The sequence below is a fragment of the Mycobacterium intracellulare ATCC 13950 genome, from assembly GCF_000277125.1.
GTDB lineage: Bacteria > Actinomycetota > Actinomycetes > Mycobacteriales > Mycobacteriaceae > Mycobacterium > Mycobacterium intracellulare.
This window is the reverse complement of record NC_016946.1, coordinates 1,267,068-1,283,984: the sequence shown is the minus strand read 5'-3', so window position 1 is coordinate 1,283,984 and position 16,917 is coordinate 1,267,068. Positions and strand designations below refer to the sequence as shown.

The 16,917-nt window shown below is 68.9% G+C and carries 18 protein-coding genes and 1 pseudogene; 8 read left to right on the top strand and 11 right to left on the bottom strand.

What is annotated here, in order from left to right:
• Positions 1 to 5 precede the first annotated feature (5 nt).
• Positions 6 to 1,328, top strand: a complete 1,323-nt coding sequence (locus OCU_RS31240; RefSeq protein ID WP_179960063.1) for a lytic transglycosylase domain-containing protein — start codon at positions 6 to 8, stop codon at positions 1,326 to 1,328.
• Here OCU_RS31240 and OCU_RS51610 read toward each other — a convergent pair.
• Positions 1,298 to 1,567 (bottom strand): annotated as a pseudogene (locus tag OCU_RS51610) (hypothetical protein); the annotation flags it as partial. The gene OCU_RS31240 and the pseudogene OCU_RS51610 sit on opposite strands and share 31 nt — an antisense overlap.
• Here OCU_RS51610 and OCU_RS31235 point away from each other — a divergent pair.
• Complete coding sequence (locus OCU_RS31235) at positions 1,566 to 2,720, top strand: Mrp/NBP35 family ATP-binding protein (RefSeq protein WP_008254633.1); 1,155 nt, start codon at positions 1,566 to 1,568, stop codon at positions 2,718 to 2,720. The pseudogene OCU_RS51610 and the gene OCU_RS31235 sit on opposite strands and share 2 nt — an antisense overlap.
• Before the next feature lie 7 nt (positions 2,721 to 2,727).
• On the opposite strand, the gene tatB is transcribed toward OCU_RS31235, so the two are convergent.
• The 4 genes from tatB to sigE all read right to left on the bottom strand — a co-directional run bounded on the left by tatB (position 2,728) and on the right by sigE (position 6,109).
• Positions 2,728 to 3,147, bottom strand: coding sequence for a Sec-independent protein translocase protein TatB (gene tatB, locus OCU_RS31230; RefSeq protein ID WP_009956299.1), 420 nt, complete (start codon positions 3,145 to 3,147; stop codon positions 2,728 to 2,730).
• A complete protein-coding gene (gene htrA, locus OCU_RS31225) occupies positions 3,148 to 4,662 on the bottom strand; it encodes a serine protease HtrA (RefSeq protein WP_009956301.1) in 1,515 nt (504 codons plus the stop codon). It abuts the gene before it with no gap.
• Between the two features lie 154 nt (positions 4,663 to 4,816).
• Entirely contained in the window at positions 4,817 to 5,212 is a 396-nt protein-coding gene (gene rseA / locus OCU_RS31220) for an anti-sigma E factor RseA (RefSeq protein ID WP_041787176.1), read from the bottom strand.
• A 141-nt stretch (positions 5,213 to 5,353) separates the two neighbouring features.
• Entirely contained in the window at positions 5,354 to 6,109 is a 756-nt protein-coding gene (gene sigE, locus OCU_RS31215; protein ID WP_014379464.1) for an RNA polymerase sigma factor SigE, read from the bottom strand.
• A gap of 201 nt (positions 6,110 to 6,310) precedes the next feature.
• Between sigE and OCU_RS31210 the strand changes: the two genes are divergently transcribed.
• From OCU_RS31210 to OCU_RS31190, 5 genes are all read left to right on the top strand, one after another.
• The gene (locus OCU_RS31210) at positions 6,311 to 6,979 is read left to right on the top strand and encodes an O-methyltransferase (protein WP_014379463.1); all 669 of its coding nucleotides are present in this window, start codon (positions 6,311 to 6,313) and stop codon (positions 6,977 to 6,979) included.
• A gap of 72 nt (positions 6,980 to 7,051) precedes the next feature.
• Entirely contained in the window at positions 7,052 to 7,690 is a 639-nt protein-coding gene (locus OCU_RS31205; RefSeq protein ID WP_014379462.1) for a TetR/AcrR family transcriptional regulator, read from the top strand.
• Complete coding sequence (locus tag OCU_RS31200) at positions 7,680 to 8,645, top strand: ABC transporter ATP-binding protein (protein WP_041787038.1); 966 nt, start codon at positions 7,680 to 7,682, stop codon at positions 8,643 to 8,645. Before OCU_RS31205 ends, OCU_RS31200 begins: the two co-directional genes overlap by 11 nt.
• A complete protein-coding gene (locus OCU_RS31195; RefSeq protein WP_014384062.1) occupies positions 8,642 to 10,285 on the top strand; it encodes an ABC transporter permease in 1,644 nt (547 codons plus the stop codon). The genes OCU_RS31200 and OCU_RS31195 overlap by 4 nt, the downstream gene beginning before the upstream one ends.
• Before the next feature lie 7 nt (positions 10,286 to 10,292).
• Complete coding sequence (locus OCU_RS31190) at positions 10,293 to 10,967, top strand: methyltransferase family protein (protein WP_009956312.1); 675 nt, start codon at positions 10,293 to 10,295, stop codon at positions 10,965 to 10,967.
• 112 nt (positions 10,968 to 11,079) lie between these two features.
• Here the strand turns inward: OCU_RS31190 and glgC are convergent, their stop codons facing one another.
• Positions 11,080 to 12,294, bottom strand: coding sequence for a glucose-1-phosphate adenylyltransferase (glgC, locus tag OCU_RS31185; RefSeq protein WP_008254617.1), 1,215 nt, complete (start codon positions 12,292 to 12,294; stop codon positions 11,080 to 11,082).
• A gap of 156 nt (positions 12,295 to 12,450) precedes the next feature.
• Here glgC and glgA point away from each other — a divergent pair, with 156 nt between their 5' ends.
• A complete protein-coding gene (gene glgA, locus OCU_RS31180) occupies positions 12,451 to 13,623 on the top strand; it encodes a glycogen synthase (protein WP_014379458.1) in 1,173 nt (390 codons plus the stop codon).
• Between the two features lie 27 nt (positions 13,624 to 13,650).
• Here glgA and OCU_RS50220 read toward each other — a convergent pair whose 3' ends face one another.
• The 5 genes from OCU_RS50220 to folP form a co-directional block, all read right to left on the bottom strand.
• The gene (locus OCU_RS50220; protein WP_003878471.1) at positions 13,651 to 13,824 is read right to left on the bottom strand and encodes a DUF3117 domain-containing protein; all 174 of its coding nucleotides are present in this window, start codon (positions 13,822 to 13,824) and stop codon (positions 13,651 to 13,653) included.
• A gap of 166 nt (positions 13,825 to 13,990) precedes the next feature.
• Entirely contained in the window at positions 13,991 to 14,572 is a 582-nt protein-coding gene (locus tag OCU_RS31175) for a DNA-3-methyladenine glycosylase I (protein WP_009956315.1), read from the bottom strand.
• 2 nt (positions 14,573 to 14,574) lie between these two features.
• Positions 14,575 to 14,928: a DivIVA domain-containing protein gene (locus OCU_RS31170; protein ID WP_009956316.1), complete on the bottom strand. Its 354-nt coding sequence runs from the start codon at positions 14,926 to 14,928 to the stop codon at positions 14,575 to 14,577.
• Between the two features lie 59 nt (positions 14,929 to 14,987).
• Entirely contained in the window at positions 14,988 to 15,986 is a 999-nt protein-coding gene (locus OCU_RS31165; RefSeq protein ID WP_014379457.1) for a glucosyl-3-phosphoglycerate synthase, read from the bottom strand.
• The gene (gene folP / locus OCU_RS31160) at positions 15,983 to 16,858 is read right to left on the bottom strand and encodes a dihydropteroate synthase (RefSeq protein ID WP_036397383.1); all 876 of its coding nucleotides are present in this window, start codon (positions 16,856 to 16,858) and stop codon (positions 15,983 to 15,985) included. Before folP ends, OCU_RS31165 begins: the two co-directional genes overlap by 4 nt.
• Positions 16,859 to 16,917: the final 59 nt, after the last annotated feature.

Below are 16,917 nucleotides of genomic sequence, written 5' to 3'. Positions count from 1 at the left end.
GTCGAGTGCGCATAGGGGGAAGCCGGGGTGCGAGCCCGGCCGCCGCGACTGTGCGGCAGCAAGCACTTCGGAACACGCGCAAGCCGATATTCGGCGTCGCCATGATTACTCCATTGGTCTTCGCGGGCGCCGTCAGCGGGGCGGCTCCTGAACTTCCGGCGCACATGCCGCCGGTCCACGCCGCCGTCACTCCGGTGGCCGCGGTCTCGCCCTCCTTCCCGGACCTCTCCGGGCCCGCCGTCGTCCCAATCGACCGCAGCCCCACCGCCTTTCACGTCGCCGAGCCCGCGCTGTCCGCGCCGCCGCCGGCGATGATCGTCAATGCGCGTGGCGCACTGGGCATTCCGAGCATCGCATTGGCCGCCTACCGCAATGCGGAGCAGAAGATGGCCGTCGCCGCCCCGGGTTGCGGCGTCAGCTGGAATTTGCTGGCCGGCATCGGGCGCATCGAATCGGGCCACGCGGGCGGCGGTGCGGTGGATGCACGCGGGACCGCGATCAACCCGATCTACGGCCCGTCGCTGGACGGCACGCTGCCCGGCAACGAGGTCATCATCCAGAGCAGCGCCGGCAGTCGCGTCACCTACGCCCGCGCGATGGGACCGATGCAGTTCTTGCCGGGGACCTGGGCGCGCTACGCCTCCGACGGCAAGGGCGACGGCGTGGCCGACCCGCAGAACCTGTTCGACTCGACGCTCGCGGCCGCCCGGTACTTGTGCAGCGGCGGGCTGAACCTGCGTGATCAGTCGCAGGTGCTGGCCGCGATTCTGCGCTACAACAACTCGATGCCCTACGCGCAGAACGTGCTGGGCTGGGCGGCAGCCTACGCCACGGGCGTCGTCCCGGTCGACCTGCCGCCGATGACCGGACCGCCGCCGCCGCTGGGCGACGCGCACCTCGAGCATCCCGAGGGGCTCGGACCCAACCTGCCGATGAACATCAACGGCCTGCCGATGGACGACCCGCTGGCGCGCGTGCCGCTGATCGACCTGAGCAGCCCGGCGATGGTCAGTCCGCCGCCGATGTTCCCCTGGATGTCTCCCACGCCTCAGCAGGCGCCGACCCAACTTCCCGGGTGCACCGTGATCTGCATCGGCACCCAAAGCGCGGCGCCCGCGGGGCCCCCGCCACCGTTCGCGCCGCCTGCGCCCTTCGCGCAGCCGCCGTTCGCTCCGCCGCCCCCGGATGTCGTCACGCCCCCGGCACCGATCGCGCCGCCGGCACCCCCGGTTGCGCCGCAAGCCGCACCGTCGCCCAAGCCGGCCGCTCCCCCGGCGGCGCCGAACGCGTCAGCGCCGCTTAAGCCCACGCCGGGCCCGGCCAACTGACCCCGCGGCGATCGCAAGCGCGGCGAAGCCGGGCGCAGCGGGTCGCCGCCAACTGACACGCGGCGATCGCAAGCGCGGCGATCGCAAGCGCGGCGAAGCCGGGCGCAGCGGGTCGCCGCCAACTGACCCCGCGGCGATCGCAAGCGCGGCAAGGCCGGGCGCAGCGGGTCGCCGCCAAACGATCCTGAGCGGGTCGCCGCCCAACCGCTCCGTCGCGCACGCCTACACTCGGCGGTGATGTCCAGCCACGACTCTTCTGACGCAGCCGACCTGAGCGCGGCGATTCGCACCGCACTGGGGAAGGTGATCGACCCCGAACTGCGGCGCCCCATCACCGATCTCGGGATGGTCAAAAGCATCGACACCGAACCCGACGGCTCGGTTCACGTCGCGATCTATCTGACCACCGCCAGCTGTCCGAAGAAGAACGAGATCAGCGACCGGGTCAGCCAGGCGGTCTCCGACGTCCCGGGCACCGGCGCGGTGAAGGTCACCCTGGACGTGATGAGCGACGAACAGCGCACCGAGCTGCGCAAGCAGCTGCGCGGTGACGCCCGCGAGCCGATTATCCCGTTCGCACAACCGAATTCGCTGACGCGGGTCTATGCGGTGGCGTCCGGGAAGGGCGGGGTCGGCAAGTCCACTGTCACGGTCAACCTGGCCGCGGCGATGGCGGCCCGCGGCCTGTCCGTCGGGCTGCTGGACGCCGACATCCACGGCCATTCCATCCCCCGGATGATGGGCACCACCGACCGGCCCACCCAGGTCGAGTCGATGATCCTGCCGCCCATCGCGCACGAGGTGCGGGTCATCTCGATCGCTCAGTTCACCGAGGGCAACACTCCGGTGGTGTGGCGCGGACCGATGCTGCACCGCGCGCTACAGCAGTTCCTGGCCGACGTCTACTGGGGCGACCTGGACGTGCTGCTGCTCGATCTGCCGCCGGGGACCGGCGACATCGCCATCTCGGTGGCTCAGCTGATCCCCAACGCGGAGATTCTGGTGGTGACGACGCCACAGCTGGCGGCGGCCGAGGTCGCCGAGCGGGCCGGCAGCATCGCGCTGCAGACGCGCCAACGCCTCGCCGGCGTCGTGGAGAACATGTCCGGGCTCACGTTGCCGGACGGCTCGACGCTGAAGGTGTTCGGTGAGGGCGGCGGCGAGCAGGTGGCCGAGCGGTTGTCGCGCGCGGTCGGCGCCGATGTGCCGCTGCTGGGCCAGATCCCGCTGGATCCCGAGCTGGTGGCCGCGGGCGATTCCGGCGTTCCGCTGGTACTGAGTGCGCCGGATTCGCCGGTGGGCAAGGCGCTGCGCGGGGTGGCCGACAGTTTGTCCTCACGTCGGCGCGGGCTGGCCGGCGTATCGCTCGGGCTCGATCCCAAAGGCCGCTGAAACCGGTTCAGGTCGCGTCGGTGTCGAACGGCGTGCGGTCGCCCGTCTGCTGTTCCGCCCCAAGCGTCTGGCCGTTCGCCGGCGTGGGAGGCGCGGGTGGCGGCGTCTCCGGCGGGGCGCCGTTCACCGGCTTGTCGAAGTTTCCGGTCAGAAACGAGTCGTCGCCGTCCAGCAGGTGCTTGGTGAGCGCGGCGCGGGGGGTCATGCCGCGCAGCTTCTGCAATTCGCTGAGCGGGCCCCGCAGGTCGTCGAACTCGGGCCCGAGGTCCTCGCGCAGCTGACTGGTCACACCGCTGAGGTAATCGCGCGCCTGACGCAGCGCGTTGGCCGACCATCGGATGGCGCCGGGGAGCCGTTCGGGGCCGAGGACCACCAACCCGACCACGACGAGGACGAGCATCTCTCCCCAGCCGACGTTGGCGAACATCTAGCCGTTATCCGGGTCCGGTTTCACCGTCAGGCTGACGTGGCGGCCATCGCGGACAACCTCGATCGGGGAATCCTGGCCGATGGTCAGCTGCCGCACCGCGACCACGAACTCGTCGGCGTCGGCAACCTTGCGGTTACCCACCTTGACGACGACGTCGTTTTCCAGGACGCCGCCCTTCTGCGCCGGACTTCCCGCCTTCACGTTGGCGACCTGGGCGCCGGAGGCGATCGCGTTGCTCACCGAGCGGGTGCTGACGCCCAACGTCGGATGCACGATCTTTCCGTCCCGGATCAAGGTCTGGGCGACTTCCTTGGCCTCGTTGATCGGGATCGCGAAGCCGAGCCCACTTGCGCTGTCCGACAACGACTTACCCGCGGTGTCGATGCCGATCACCTGGGAATCCATGTCGATCAGCGGGCCACCCGAGTTGCCGTGGTTGATCGACGCGTCGGTCTGCAGGGCGTCGATCACCGTGTCGGTGTCCGAGCCCTCCCCGGACAGCGGAACCGGCCGGTGCAGCGCGCTGATGATGCCGTGCGTCACGGTGCTGCGCAGCCCCAGCGGCGCACCCGCGGCGAGGACCTCGTCACCCACCCGCACCTTGTCGGAATCGCCCAGGCGCGCCACGCTCAGGTTGTCGACGTTGTCGACCTTGATCACCGCCAGGTCGGTCTTGGGGTCGCGCCCGACCAGGTTGGCCGGCACTTCCTTGCCGTCGTTGAACACCACGGTGGTCTTGAACTGGCTGGGGTTGTTCGCCGCTTCGGAGATGACGTGGTTGTTGGTGACGATGTAGCCGCGCCCGTCGATGACGACGCCGGAGCCCTGCATGCCCTCCTGGTCACTCTTGGACTCGATGGTGACCACGGAGTTCGCGGTCGCCGACGCCACCTTGGCGAAGCGCCCGGCCGGGCCTTCCCCGTTGCCGTTGGTCGACAGCGTCACCTTGGAGGTGGTGAACGCCTCGGCGACCTCGGCCGTCTTGCGGCCCACCACCCCGCCGATGAGGCCGATGACCAACGCGATGAGCGCCAACACGAGCAGCGCGAGGTAGGACACCCGGCCGCCGAACAGCACGTCGCGCACGCCCAGTTTGCCGCCGTAGCCCAGGGCGGAGCGCGACGTCGATGGCGCGACCGCCGGCGTTCCCAGGGCCGCCGCGGCCCCCGGGTCCCGCCAGGGGTCGTCCAGCTCGTCGGGCTCCCCGCCGTTTTTCTCGGCGGCCAGCGCGCCCACGTCCACGGGGTGGCGTTGCAGCGAATCGGAGCTGCCCTCCGGCCGGTGGAACGCCTCCTCGAGGACGGGGTCGGCCGGACGATCGCTCGGCCGGAATTCGGCCTGGTCCCGGTACTTCTGCGGGCGGACGCGCTCGGCCACGAACGACCCGCGCAACCCGTCGGGACGACTGAACTCCCGACGCGATGCGGGGTCGACCGGCGGACGCGAGACGGGGCGCGGCGCCAGGCGGTTGCCGCTGTCATTGCTTCGGTCGAAGCCTTGGTCGGACGTCACGTTATCCCTTTTGGATCCTCTACTTGAGCGCTCGAGACGGGCCTTTACCGGCCGAGATACGCGGCACCGGCGTTGTCCGTGTCCACCCTAGTATCCACGGCGCGCCGTAGGGCGACATGAACGAGCGTGTGGGGCGAGTGCGCAGCGGGTCCGACTATCGGCGCTTGCGCCGTTCGCGGGCCTCGTGGTCGGCGAAGGGGTCGGAGGCCGGCGCGGTCGAGTCGTCGCGCGAGTCGTAGGGAATGTCGGCCAGCATGCCGAGCAGCGTGCTGGGGATGCGGATGGGGTGGGAGTCGCGCAGCGCCGCGCGCGTCCGGCTCTGATCGTCGACCTCGGCCGCGCACTGGGGGCACATCGACAGGTGATGCGCGGCCCGCAGGTGAGCGTTCATCCGCAACTCGCCGTCGACGAACGCGGCGATTGCTTCGACGGACAGGTGCTCGGTGGAACCGAACTGGCGGGGTGCGCCCACGGGCGCGTCGCTCTGGGAGGCGAACTGAGCGGGAAGCCAGGAGAACGCGCGGCGGAACACATGTCCTCGATCGGGCATTACCAGCTCCTTGCCACTCATTCTCATTGCCGCCTCCTCTCGAATGTAGCGCGAGCCGGTGCGCAATACCGCAGCTACGGGCGCAAAGCCGCTGAATATCTACCTGATCGCTCCGCTGCCGAGACAGGCGGGCGACGCTGCCTACGCCGACTGGGCGCGCAGTTCCTGCCGACCGGAGTGGGCGGCCAGGTAGTCCCGCAAGGCTTGGCGTCCGCGGTGGATGCGGCTGCGGACGGTCCCGAGCTTCACGCCCAGGGTGGCACCGATCTCCTCGTAGGACAGGCCTTCGATGTCGCACAGGACGACGGCCGCGCGAAATTCCGGCGGCAGCGAATCGAGCGCGGCCTGCAAATCGGGCCCCAGCCGTGAGTCGTGATAGATCTGCTCGGGGTTGGGCTCGTCGGCGGGCACCCGCTCGTAATCCTCGGGCAGCGCCTCCATCCGGATGCGCGCGCGTCGGCGCACCATGTCGAGGAAGAGGTTGGTGGTGATGCGGTGCAGCCACCCTTCGAACGTTCCCGGCTGATAGTTCTGCACGGACCGGAAGACCCGGATGAAGGTCTCCTGGGTGAGGTCCTCGGCGTCGTGCTGATTGCCGGAAAGCCGATAGGCCAGCCGGTACACCCGGTCGGCGTGCTGGCGTACCAGCTCGTCCCACGACGGCATGGCCGCCTTGTCGCCGGTCGCGTCGAAAACCGCGGTCCCCTGCGGGGCGTCCGAGGGCTCCACCCACTCGTCGGTGGGGCGCCCTTGCGCGTGCGACATGCTGGACGGACTGAGAAGAGTGGTGATAATCAATTCCTCCGAATCGGGTGCGCCACCCAGTGGCACTTCGTCATTGACGGCAACAGGCAGCTGCCATTCGGTATTCCCCGTCCAACGCGCTCCGCGATCCATACGGACACCGTCGCGTATCGGCGTATGTGCGGTATATGAACAGTCTGAGCTGCGCCTGAGAAACCGTTTCTTGCCCTGCGTTGTGCAGGAAATATCCACCGCGCGGTGACCTTAAACGCGCCGGGCCTCTTGGGCGTGTCGCCAGCGTGCGGTTCAGGCGCGCCTGTCCGTTCGTGCGATGAATTGGAATACGCTGCGGGCATGGACGGCACCGACGCAGAAGCCCCTGGCCACACGGCGCCCAGCCGGGCCGAATCGCTGTTTGCCCACGCCGAGGGATCGATATCGGAGGACGCGCTGCTGGCCGCCGCCCGGGAGCGGGCCGTCGACATCGGGGCGGGCGCGGTGACGCCGGCCGTCGGGGCGTTGTTGAGCATGCTTACGAAGCTGAGCGGCGGCAAGGCCGTCGCCGAAGTGGGCACCGGCGCGGGAGTCAGCGGCTTGTGGTTGCTGTCGGGCATGAGCGACGACGGCGTCTTGACCACGATCGACATCGAGCCCGAATACCTACGGCTGGCCAAGCAGGCGTTCAGCGAGGCGGGCATCGGACCGTCGCGCAGCCGGCTGATCGGCGGCCGCGCCCAAGAGGTGCTCACCCGGCTCGCCGACGAGTCCTATGACCTGGTGTTCATCGACGCCGACCCGATCGATCAGCCGGACTACGTCGTCGAGGGCGTCCGGTTGCTGCGCCCGGGCGGCGTGATCGTGGTGCACCGGGCCGCGCTGGGCGGGCGGGCCGGCGATCCGGCCGCCCGCGACGCCGAGGTGGTGGCGGTGCGCGAGGCGGCCCGCCTCATCGCCGAGGACGAGCGGCTCACCCCGGCGCTGGTGCCGCTCGGCGACGGCATCCTGGCCGCCGTTCGCGACTGATTCGCACTTTTACGAATTCTTGACGCGGGTCGTCCTTGACCGCGGGCTGAACGCATGTTTAGTGTACTGAACATGCGTTCAGCCGACCTGACGGCCGCCGCCCGGATCCGCGATGCGGCCATCGAGCAGTTCGGCGAGCACGGGTTCGGTGTCGGGCTTCGCGCCATCGCCGAAGCGGCGGGCGTGAGTGCCGCGCTGGTGATCCACCACTTCGGCTCCAAGGAGGGCCTGCGCAAGGCCTGCGAGGACTACATCGCCGAAAAGATCCGCAACACCAAGTCCGAGGCTATCCAGTCCAACGACCCGGCCACCTGGTTCGCCCAGTTGGCAGAGATCGAGGACTACGCACCACTGATGGCATACCTGGTGCGCAGCATGCAGACCGGCGGCGATCTAGCGAACATGATGTGGCGCAGGATGATTGACAACGCGGAAGGGTACATGGAAGAGGGCGTGCGCGCCGGGAGGATCAAACCCAGCCGCGATCCCCAGGCCCGGGCCAAGTATCTGGCGATCACCGGAGGCGGCGGATTCCTGCTCTACATCCAAATGCACGACACACCAACGGATCTGCGCGCGGTGCTGCGCGACTACTCGCGCGACATGATCCTGCCCGCCCTCGAGGTCTATACCGAAGGGCTGCTGACCGACCGGACCATGTACGACGCGTTCCTGGCTGCCGAAGATCAAGGAGAATCCCATGGCACCTGAAAATTCAGTCGGCTCCGCCCCTATCGAAATCCGGGGCCTCACCAAGAGATTCGGCGCGGTGCGGGCGCTGGACGGCCTCGATCTCACTGTGCGAGAGGGGGAGGTCCACGGATTTCTCGGCCCCAACGGCGCCGGGAAGTCCACCACCATCCGCATCCTGCTGGGCCTGGTGAAGGCCGACAGCGGTAGCGTGCGGTTGCTGGGCGGTGATCCCTGGACCCAATCCGTTGCGCTGCATCGTCAAATCGCTTACGTTCCTGGTGATGTGACGCTGTGGCCGTCGCTGACAGGTGGAGAGACCATCGACCTGCTGGCCCGCATGCGCGGCGGCATCGACAAGCGGCGCCGCGCGGAGCTGATCGAGCGCTTCGATTTGGACCCGCACAAGAAGGCCCGCACGTATTCGAAGGGCAACCGCCAGAAGGTCTCCCTCATCTCGGCGTTCTCGTCCCATGCCAGGCTGCTGCTCCTGGACGAGCCCAGCAGTGGACTGGACCCGCTGATGGAGAACGTGTTTCAACAGTGCGTGGCGCAGGCCCGTGACCGGGGCACGACGGTGTTGTTGTCCAGCCACATCCTGGCCGAAACGGAAGCGTTGTGCGAACGCGTGACGATCATCCGGGCGGGCAAGACCATCGAAAGTGGTTCGCTGAGCTCCATGCGGCATCTGAGCCGCACCTCGATCAGGGCCGAAATGATCGGCGATCCGGGCGATCTCAGGCGGATCAAGGGCGTCGAGGACATCAGCGTCGAGGGTAATACGCTGCGCGCCCAGGTCGATAGCGAAAGCCTGGGTGAGCTCATCCGCGTGCTCGGTGACGCCGGCGTGAGCAGTCTCGTCAGCCAGCCGCCGACGCTCGAAGAGCTCTTCTTGCGCCACTATGACACGTCCGGAGACGCGTCCGGCGGCGACGGCCGGCACGGGCGCGATGCGCAAAAGGTGTCGTTGTCATGAGCGCGACCACACTGGACCGGCCTCACGCGTCGGCATCGCCTGCGCCCCAGCGCAGTTCGAACTTCTCCGGAACGCTTGCGATGTTGCGGCTATACCTGCGCCGGGATCGGCTCTCGTTGCCGCTGTGGGTGTTTCTGCTGTCGGTGCCGCTGGCGACGGTGTACGTCGGCAGCATCGAAAAGATCTACCCCACCGAGGCCGCCCGTGCCGGGTTCGCCGCCTCCATCATGGCCAGCCCGGCCCAGCGTGCGCTGTATGGCCAGGTCTACAGCGACAGCCTTGGCGCCGTGGGGATTTGGAAGGCCGGGATGTTCCACGTGCTGATCGCGGTGGCCGTCATCCTCACGATGATCCGGCACACCCGCGCCGACGAGGAGAACGGACGGACCGAGTTGGTGGACTCGACCGCGATCGGTCGCTACGCCAGCCTGAGCGCGGCGCTGCTGCTGTCTTTCGGGGCCTCGCTCGGCACCGGCGCGATCGGCGCGGCCGGCCTGCTGAGCACCGACGTCCCGGCGGCCGGGTCACTGGCGTTCGGTGCGGCGCTGGCCTGCTCCGGCCTGGTGTTCACCGCGGTCGCCGCGGTGACCGCGCAGTTGTCGCCCAGCGCCAGGTTCGCCCGCGGTGCCGCGTTCGCCGTCCTGGGAACCGCGTTCACGCTGCGCGCCGTCGGCGACGCCGGGTCGGGCACACTGTCGTGGCTGTCTCCGCTGGGGTGGTCGCTACTGGTCAAACCGTATGCGGGTGATCGCTGGTGGGTGCTGCTGCTGCACCTGGTCACGGCGTCCGCGTTGACCATGGTGGCGTATTGGCTGCTCGCCGGCCGTGACGTCGGCGCGGGGCTCATCGCGGAGCGGCCCGGTCCCGCGACCGCCGCGCCGGCGCTGGGCAACGCGTTCGGGCTGACGTGGCGTCTCGACCGGGCCGCGCTGCTGTTGTGGACGGTCGGACTGTGCCTATACGGGTTGCTGGTGGGCAGCGTGGTGCACGGCATCGGTGACGAGCTGGGCGACAGCGGTCCGGCCCGCGATATCGTCGCGCGGATGGGCGGCACCAGCGCCCTCGAGCAGGCCTTCATCGCCGTGGCTTTCGCCATGATGGGCATGGTGGCCGCCGCGTTCGCCGTTTCGCTCACGTTGCGGTTGCACCAGGAAGAATCCAGCCAGCGAGCCGAAACGGTGCTGGCCGGCGCGGTGTCGCGAACTCGTTGGCTCGCGAGCCATTTGGTGACCGCGCTGGGCGGATCCGCGCTCGCGATGCTGGCCTGCGGGGTAACCGCCGGAGTTGTCTACGGCATCGCGGCCGGCGATGTGGGCGGCAAACTCGCGATGGTCGTCGCAAGCGCGGCGGTCCAACTCCCGGCCGTCTGGCTGTTGTCGGCCGTGACGGTCTGCGTATTCGGCGTCGCGCCGCGGTTCACACCGGTGGCCTGGGGCGTGCTGATCGGTTTCATCGCTCTGTACCTGATCGGATCGTTGGCCCGGTTCCCGCAGTGGTTGCTCGACCTGGAACCGTTCGGGCACATCCCGAGAATTGGCGCCGATTTCACCGCCGTGCCCTTGCTATGCCTACTGGCCATCGACGTAGGGTTGGTAATTCTGGGCGCCCTGGCTTTTCGGCGCCGCGATCTACGCTGCTAGGAGCGAGATGAAAACCGGGATCCGCGTGACGACGACATCCCTCGGAGGCATTCTCTCGTGGGTGTTGATCCTGCTCTTGCCGGCGGGCACGCTGCACTACTGGCAGGCGTGGGTTTTCATCGCCGTGTTCACGGTGGCGACCATCGTGCCCACGGTCTACCTGAGCAGGGCCAACCCCGCGGCCCTGCAGCGGCGCATGCGTGCCGGCCCGCGGGCCGAACCCCGAACCTCGCAGAAGTTCATCATCACCGCCTCGTTCCTGGGTCTCTTCGCGACGATGGTGTTCAGCGCGCTCGATCATCGGTTCGGCTGGTCGTCGGTACCGGTCTGGCTGTCGCTGCTCGGCGATCTGCTGGTGGCGACCGGGCTCGGCATCGCCATGCTGGTGATCGTCCAGAACAACTATGCCGGCGCCACGGTCACGGTGGAAGCGGACCAGACCTTGGTGTCCGGCGGCCTGTATCGATTCGTGCGCCATCCGATGTACGTCGGAAACGTGATCATGATGATCGGTATCCCCCTGGCGCTCGACTCGTATTGGGGGCTGCTCTTCGTCATCCCCGGCACCATCGTGCTCGCGCTGCGCATGTTCGACGAAGAGAAGCTCCTCTTCGACGAATTGCCCGGGTACCGCGAATACGCCGAGCGCGTGCGCTACCGGTTGGTTCCCTACCTCTGGTAGCCGGCGCGCCGAGGGCATTAGCCCGGCGTCGGCGCCACCAGGCGCGACGATGTTGCGGATCAACAACTTTCGCAATGTCGGCGCCGAGCACGCTTCGCGGTGCCTGACCGAGCTAGATCCAGACGCCCTTGCCCACCGCGACCACACCGCCGGCGCTGATCGCGAAGCGCTCGCGGTCCTTCTCCAGGTCCACCCCGACCATCTCGCCCGGCCCCACGACGACGTTCTTGTCCAGGATCGCGTGGCGCACCACCGCGCCACGGCCGACGCGAGCGCCGGGCATGATCACGCTGCCCTCCACGATCGCGCCGTCGTCGACCACGACGTTGGACGAAAGCACCGAGTTGCGCACCGAGGCCGCCGAGATGATGCTGCCGGCGCCCACCACCGACTCCTGCGCGGAACCGCCGTTGACGAACTTTGCCGGCGCCAGGTTCTCCGACTCGCCGCGGATCGGCCAGCGCTTGTTGTAGAGGTTGAACACCGGATGCACCGACACCAGGTCCATGTGTGCGTCGTAGAACGCGTCGAGCGTTCCGACGTCACGCCAGTAGGCCCGGTCACGGTCGGTGGCGCCGGGCACCTCGTTGTCGCTGAAGTCGTACACCGCGGCCATCCCGTCGTCGACCAGTCGCGGGATGATGTCACCACCCATGTCGTGATCGGAATGGTCGTCGTCGGCGTCCGCGCGGATCGCGTCGATGAGCACCTTGGTGGTGAAGATGTAATTGCCCATCGACACGAACGTCGTCTCGGGGTCGTCCGGGGTGCCGGGCGGATCCAGTGGCTTCTCCACGAATTGGCGGATGCGCCCGGACTCGTCGGAGTCGATACACCCGAACGCGGTGGCCTCGCTGCGCGGCACCCGGATGCCGGCGACGGTCGCGCCCGCCCCGCTGTCGATGTGGAACCGGACCATCTGCTCGGGATCCATCCGGTACACGTGGTCGGCGCCGAAAACCACTATGTAGTCGGGGTCTTCGTCGTAGATCAGATTGAGCGACTGGTAGATCGCGTCGGCCGAACCGGTGTACCAGCGCGGACCGAGCCGCTGCTGCGCGGGCACCGGGGTGATGTACTCACCGGCCAAGCCGGACAACCGCCAGTTCTGTGATATGTGACGGTCCAGTGAATGCGACTTGTACTGCGTCAGAACGCAGATTCGCAAATAGCGGGCGTTGACGAGGTTCGACAGCACGAAGTCGATCAGCCGATAGGCGCCGCCGAAGGGAACCGCGGGCTTGGCGCGATCCGCGGTCAGCGGATACAGCCGCTTGCCCTCACCGCCGGCCAGGACGATGCCCAGCACGTGTGGTGCTTCCCTCATGGTGTCAAACCTATCGGCCGCCGCGAAACGCTGCCAGGGGGAAGGGGCTATTGCCCGCGTTCTGTGGGGCTGTCCGTCAAGGTATTTGGCTGCGCGGGCGCACCGAGGGTGCCGCCCGGCTCGCGGCCCTCCCCGTCGCGGAACTACCGTGCGGGTATGCGGGTGGCGATGATGACTCGGGAATACCCCCCAGAGGTCTACGGAGGGGCGGGCGTACACGTCACCGAACTCGTCAGCCAATTGCGCCGGCTGTGCGCGGTGGACGTGCATTGCATGGGGGCACCCCGGCCGGGCGCCCAGGGCGTGCAGGTGCATCAGCCCGACCCGCGGTTGCAGGGCGCCAACGCGGCGATGACGACGCTGTCCGCGGACCTGCTGATGGCCAACGCGGCATCGGCGGCCACCGTGGTGCATTCACACACCTGGTACACCGGCATGGCCGGGCACCTGGCCGCGCTGCTCTATGCCGTCCCGCACGTGTTGACCGCGCATTCGCTCGAGCCGCTGCGCCCGTGGAAGTCCGAACAACTCGGCGGGGGCTACCGGATCTCGACCTGGGTCGAACACACCGCAGTGCTGGCCGCCGACGCGGTGATCGCGGTGAGCTCCGCGATGCGCGAGGACATCCTGCGCGTCTACCCCGCGCTGGATCCCGGGGCCGTGCACGTCATCCGCAACGGTGTCGACACCGACGTGTGGTGCCCGGCGGCCCCATCGCAGGGCGAGTCGATGCTGGCCGCACTGGGTGTCGATCCGGACCGTCCCCTGGTGGTGTTCGTGGGCCGCATCACCCGGCAGAAGGGCGTCGCGCACCTGGTGGCGGCCGCCCACCGGTTCAGCCCGGAGGCGCAGGTGCTGCTGTGCGCCGGGGCGCCCGACACCCCGGAGATCGCCGAGGAGATTCGGGATGCGGTCGCCGGCCTGGCCCGCGGACGCACCGGCGTCTTCTGGATCCGGGAAATGCTTCCCATCGGCGAGTTGCGCGAAATCTTATCGGCCGCAGCGGTTTTCGTGTGCCCGTCGGTGTATGAGCCGTTGGGCATCGTGAATCTGGAGGCGATGGCCTGCGGGGCCGCGGTGGTGGCCTCGGATGTGGGCGGGATCCCGGAGGTGGTCGCCGACGGGGTCACCGGGACTTTGGTGCATTACGACCCCGGCGATGTGGCGGGCTATCGGGCCGGACTGGCCGAGGCGGTCAACGAGCTCGTCGCCGACCGCGCAAAAGCGCAGCGCTACGGCAAGGCGGGACGCCGACGCTGCGTCGAGGAGTTCTCGTGGGCCCACGTCGCCGAGCAGACCCTGGAGATCTATCGGAAGGTGTGTGCGTAGCACCGCCGAATCGTTCGGCGGCAAGCCCTAGCTGGAGCTTGTGACGCCCTTGAGTTCGTCACCGAGGGCAGCGGCTTCGTCGGGCGTCAGCTCGACGACCAGTCGACCTCCACCTTCAAGTGGTACCCGCATCACGATGCCGCGCCCCTCCTTCGTTGCTTCAAGAGGACCGTCTCCGGTCCGGGGCTTCATCGCCGCCATCGAGTGCTCCCTCCAGGTTCGAGCTGGCCCGCCCGCGCGGACCTGGTCGGCACCGAGCACGCCCCGCCAGCGAACTTCAAGCCATGCCCGGCCACGAACTGACTTATCACCCCTCCATTGTTCCCTATCCAGGTCACCGCTCGTACAAAGACCCACAACTGTGTGCTCAGCGGGCGGTCGCGGGCACCCAGCAACCCCGGATATGGTCGTCGACCATGCCGGTTGCCTGCATCAACGCGTAGGCGGTGGTCGGACCGACGAAGCGGAACCCGCGCCGCTTGAGTTCACGGGCCATGGCCTTCGATTCGTCAGTGGCCGAGGGAATTTGGGATGCGTCGGCCGGGCGTGACCGCGGCGACGGCGCAAACGACCACAGCAGCTCCGCCAGGTCCGCCGGAGTACCCAGCTCCGCGGCCGCGCGCGCGTTGGCGATTGTCGCGTCAATCTTGGCGCGGTTGCGCACGATTCCCTGATCGGCCATCAGCCGCCGCACGTCGTCGTCGCCGTACTCGGCGACCGTCGTGATGTCGAACCCGGAGAACGCGCGCCGGAAATTCTCCCGTTTGCGCAGGATGATCAGCCACGACAGGCCGCTCTGAAAGGCCTCCAGGCTCATCCGTTCGAACAGGGCCACCCCGTCGTGCAGCGGGCGACCCCATTCCTGGTCGTGGTAATCGCGGTACATCTCGAAGTCCGGCCCGGGCCGAATGGCCGCCCAGCTGCACCGAACCAGCTCGTCTTCGCTCACATTCAGTCCTGACGATCCTCGCCCTCGCCGGGTTCCGCCGAATCGTCCTCGTGGTCCTGGTCGGCGGCGGGCGCGGCGTGCACCGCGGCCAGCTGGCCGCGCAGGGCCTCCAGCTCGCGGGCGAGGCGGTCCAGCACCCAGTCCACCTCGCTGGTCTTGTATCCACGCAGCGTCTGGGTGAACTTGACGGCGTCGACGTCGGAGCCGGTCACCCCGTAGGCCGGCAGGACGGTCGCCGTCGTCCCCCGGGGCAGGGGCGGCAGCTGCTCGCCGCGACCGAACAACAGGCTGGCCGCGCCGAACAGGACGATCGCCACCAGCACCAGGACCACCAGGTACAGCAACACCAACGCCACGGGATCGATACTGCCCTATGCCGCCGACACGGCGATGCCCAGCGTGACCGCGTCGGCGGCTACCGGGGCCTGATCGCCTGCATCGGCGGCCGGTCCGCCAGTGACACCGGCGAGGTGTGCTGGGTGTAGCCCTCGCCGTCGGGCCCGTGGGCCACGAACTGGGTCAGGCCGACCCCGGAGTCGGGGATCCCGCAGCGCGACAGCAGGGTCGCGATGACCTGGCGGCTCATCGCGCCCAGCTCGGCCAGCGGCCGGTTGCGGTGCTCCCGCACGCCCAGGTTGACCTGGGCGATCGCGTCCAGCCCCAGCCGGTCGAAGGTGTCCACCAGCAGTCCGATCTCCACGCCGTAGCCCGGGGCGAACGGCACCGACGTCAGCAATTCGCGGGTGGCCGCGTATTCGCCACCCAGCGGCTGCAGCACTGCGCCCAGCTCGGGGCGCAGCGCCGCGAGCAACGGCCGGGCCACCAGCTCGGTGACCCGCCCGCCGCCGGTCGCGCCCGCGCTGCCGCCCACGTCGGCGACGTTGAGGGGCCGCCGGTAGAAGCTCTTGACCAGGTGAATCCCGCGGGAGGGTGGGCAGGTGAGCAGGGGGCCGACGAGCCACGGCACGAACATCGGGTGCGGGTTGATCAGGTCGGAGTCGACGAACACCACGATGTCGCCGCGGGTGGCCGCCAGCGACCGCCACAACGCCTCGCCCTTGCCGGGCCGTATCGGCACCTCGGGCAGCGCCTGCTCGCGGCTGACCACGCGGGCGCCGGCGGCGACCGCCCGGATCTCGGTGTCGTCGGTGGAGCCGGAGTCCAACACGATCAGCTCGTCGACCAGCCCATCAACCAGCGGTGAGATGCTGTCGATCACCGACTCGATGGTGTCTTCCTCGTCGAGGGCCGGCAGCACCACCGAGATGGTCCGCCCGGCCTTGGCCGCCTCCAGCTCGGCGACGGTCCAGCTCGGACGGTTCCAGCTGCGGTCGCCCAGCCAGGTGTCCCCCGGCCTCGCGGCGAGCATCCCGTCGCTGGCCAGATCGCCGGCGACCAGGTCCGACATCGTCATGCGAGCCCCCTCACCGTGCGGGTCGGCGGGCGCGTCCCCTGGATCGACGCCACCATTTCCAGCACCCGGCGGGTGGCGGCGACCTCGTGCACGCGAAACATCCGCGCACCGGCGGCCGCGGCCAGCGCGGTGGCCGCCAACGTTCCCTCGAGCCGCTCGGTCAATTCCACACCCAGAGTCTCCCCGACGAAGTCCTTGTTACTCAAAGCCATCAGCACCGGCCACCCGGTATCGACGAGATCGCCGACGTGCCGCAACAGCAGCAGCCCGTGGAAGGTGTTCTTGCCGAAGTCGTGGGTCGGGTCGATCAGTACTCGGTCGCGCGCCACCCCGCACGCGACCGCCCGCTCGGCGGCGGCGGTGACCTGGGCGATCACGTCGTCGACGACGCCGCGCGTGGCGGTTCCGTAGTTCACCCGGAACGGGCGCGTGCGCGGCTGCGCGTTGCCGGTGTGCGAACAGACCAGACCCGCCCCGAACTCCGCGGCCACCTCCGGTAGGGCGGGGTCGACGCCGGCCCAGGTGTCGTTGATCAGGTCCGCCCCGGCCGCGCAGGCCACCTTGGCGACCTCGGAGCGCCAGGTATCGGCGCTGATCACGTGGTCGGGATAGGCGTCGCGCAACCATTCGATGAACGGCACCAGCCGGGCGATCTCGGTGTCGGCGTCGACCTCTTGGCCCGGGCCGGCCTTGACGCCGCCCACGTCGATGACGTCGGCGCCGTCGGCCACGGCCCGGTGCACGGCCGCCCGGGCGGCCTCGTCGCTGAAGGTCGCGCCCCTGTCGTAGAACGAGTCCGGGGTGCGGTTGACGATCGCCATGATCAGCGCGCGATCGGCTGACACGGGACGGCCGCAGAACGACGATTGCACGCGTCTATGGTGCCTGGTCGCCGAACAGCGTGCAGTGCCAGGTCGCGAGCGTGACGGCA

Excerpts from the sequence above, each read along its gene's own strand:
- glgC (WP_008254617.1), bottom strand. The coding sequence starts at position 12,294 with ATGAGGGAAGCACCACACGTGCTGGGCATCGTCCTGGCCGGCGGTGAG.
- OCU_RS31210 (WP_014379463.1), top strand. The coding sequence starts at position 6,311 with ATGGACGGCACCGACGCAGAAGCCCCTGGCCACACGGCGCCCAGCCGG.
- OCU_RS31205 (WP_014379462.1), top strand. The coding sequence starts at position 7,052 with ATGCGTTCAGCCGACCTGACGGCCGCCGCCCGGATCCGCGATGCGGCC.
- tatB (WP_009956299.1), bottom strand. The coding sequence starts at position 3,147 with ATGTTCGCCAACGTCGGCTGGGGAGAGATGCTCGTCCTCGTCGTGGTC.
- OCU_RS31190 (WP_009956312.1), top strand. The coding sequence starts at position 10,293 with ATGAAAACCGGGATCCGCGTGACGACGACATCCCTCGGAGGCATTCTC.
- rseA (WP_041787176.1), bottom strand. The coding sequence starts at position 5,212 with ATGCCCGATCGAGGACATGTGTTCCGCCGCGCGTTCTCCTGGCTTCCC.
- OCU_RS31235 (WP_008254633.1), top strand. The coding sequence starts at position 1,566 with ATGTCCAGCCACGACTCTTCTGACGCAGCCGACCTGAGCGCGGCGATT.
- OCU_RS31200 (WP_041787038.1), top strand. The coding sequence starts at position 7,680 with ATGGCACCTGAAAATTCAGTCGGCTCCGCCCCTATCGAAATCCGGGGC.
- glgA (WP_014379458.1), top strand. The coding sequence starts at position 12,451 with ATGCGGGTGGCGATGATGACTCGGGAATACCCCCCAGAGGTCTACGGA.
- OCU_RS31195 (WP_014384062.1), top strand. The coding sequence starts at position 8,642 with ATGAGCGCGACCACACTGGACCGGCCTCACGCGTCGGCATCGCCTGCG.
- OCU_RS50220 (WP_003878471.1), bottom strand. The coding sequence starts at position 13,824 with ATGGCGGCGATGAAGCCCCGGACCGGAGACGGTCCTCTTGAAGCAACG.
- OCU_RS31165 (WP_014379457.1), bottom strand. The coding sequence starts at position 15,986 with ATGACGATGTCGGACCTGGTCGCCGGCGATCTGGCCAGCGACGGGATG.
- sigE (WP_014379464.1), bottom strand. The coding sequence starts at position 6,109 with ATGGATCGCGGAGCGCGTTGGACGGGGAATACCGAATGGCAGCTGCCT.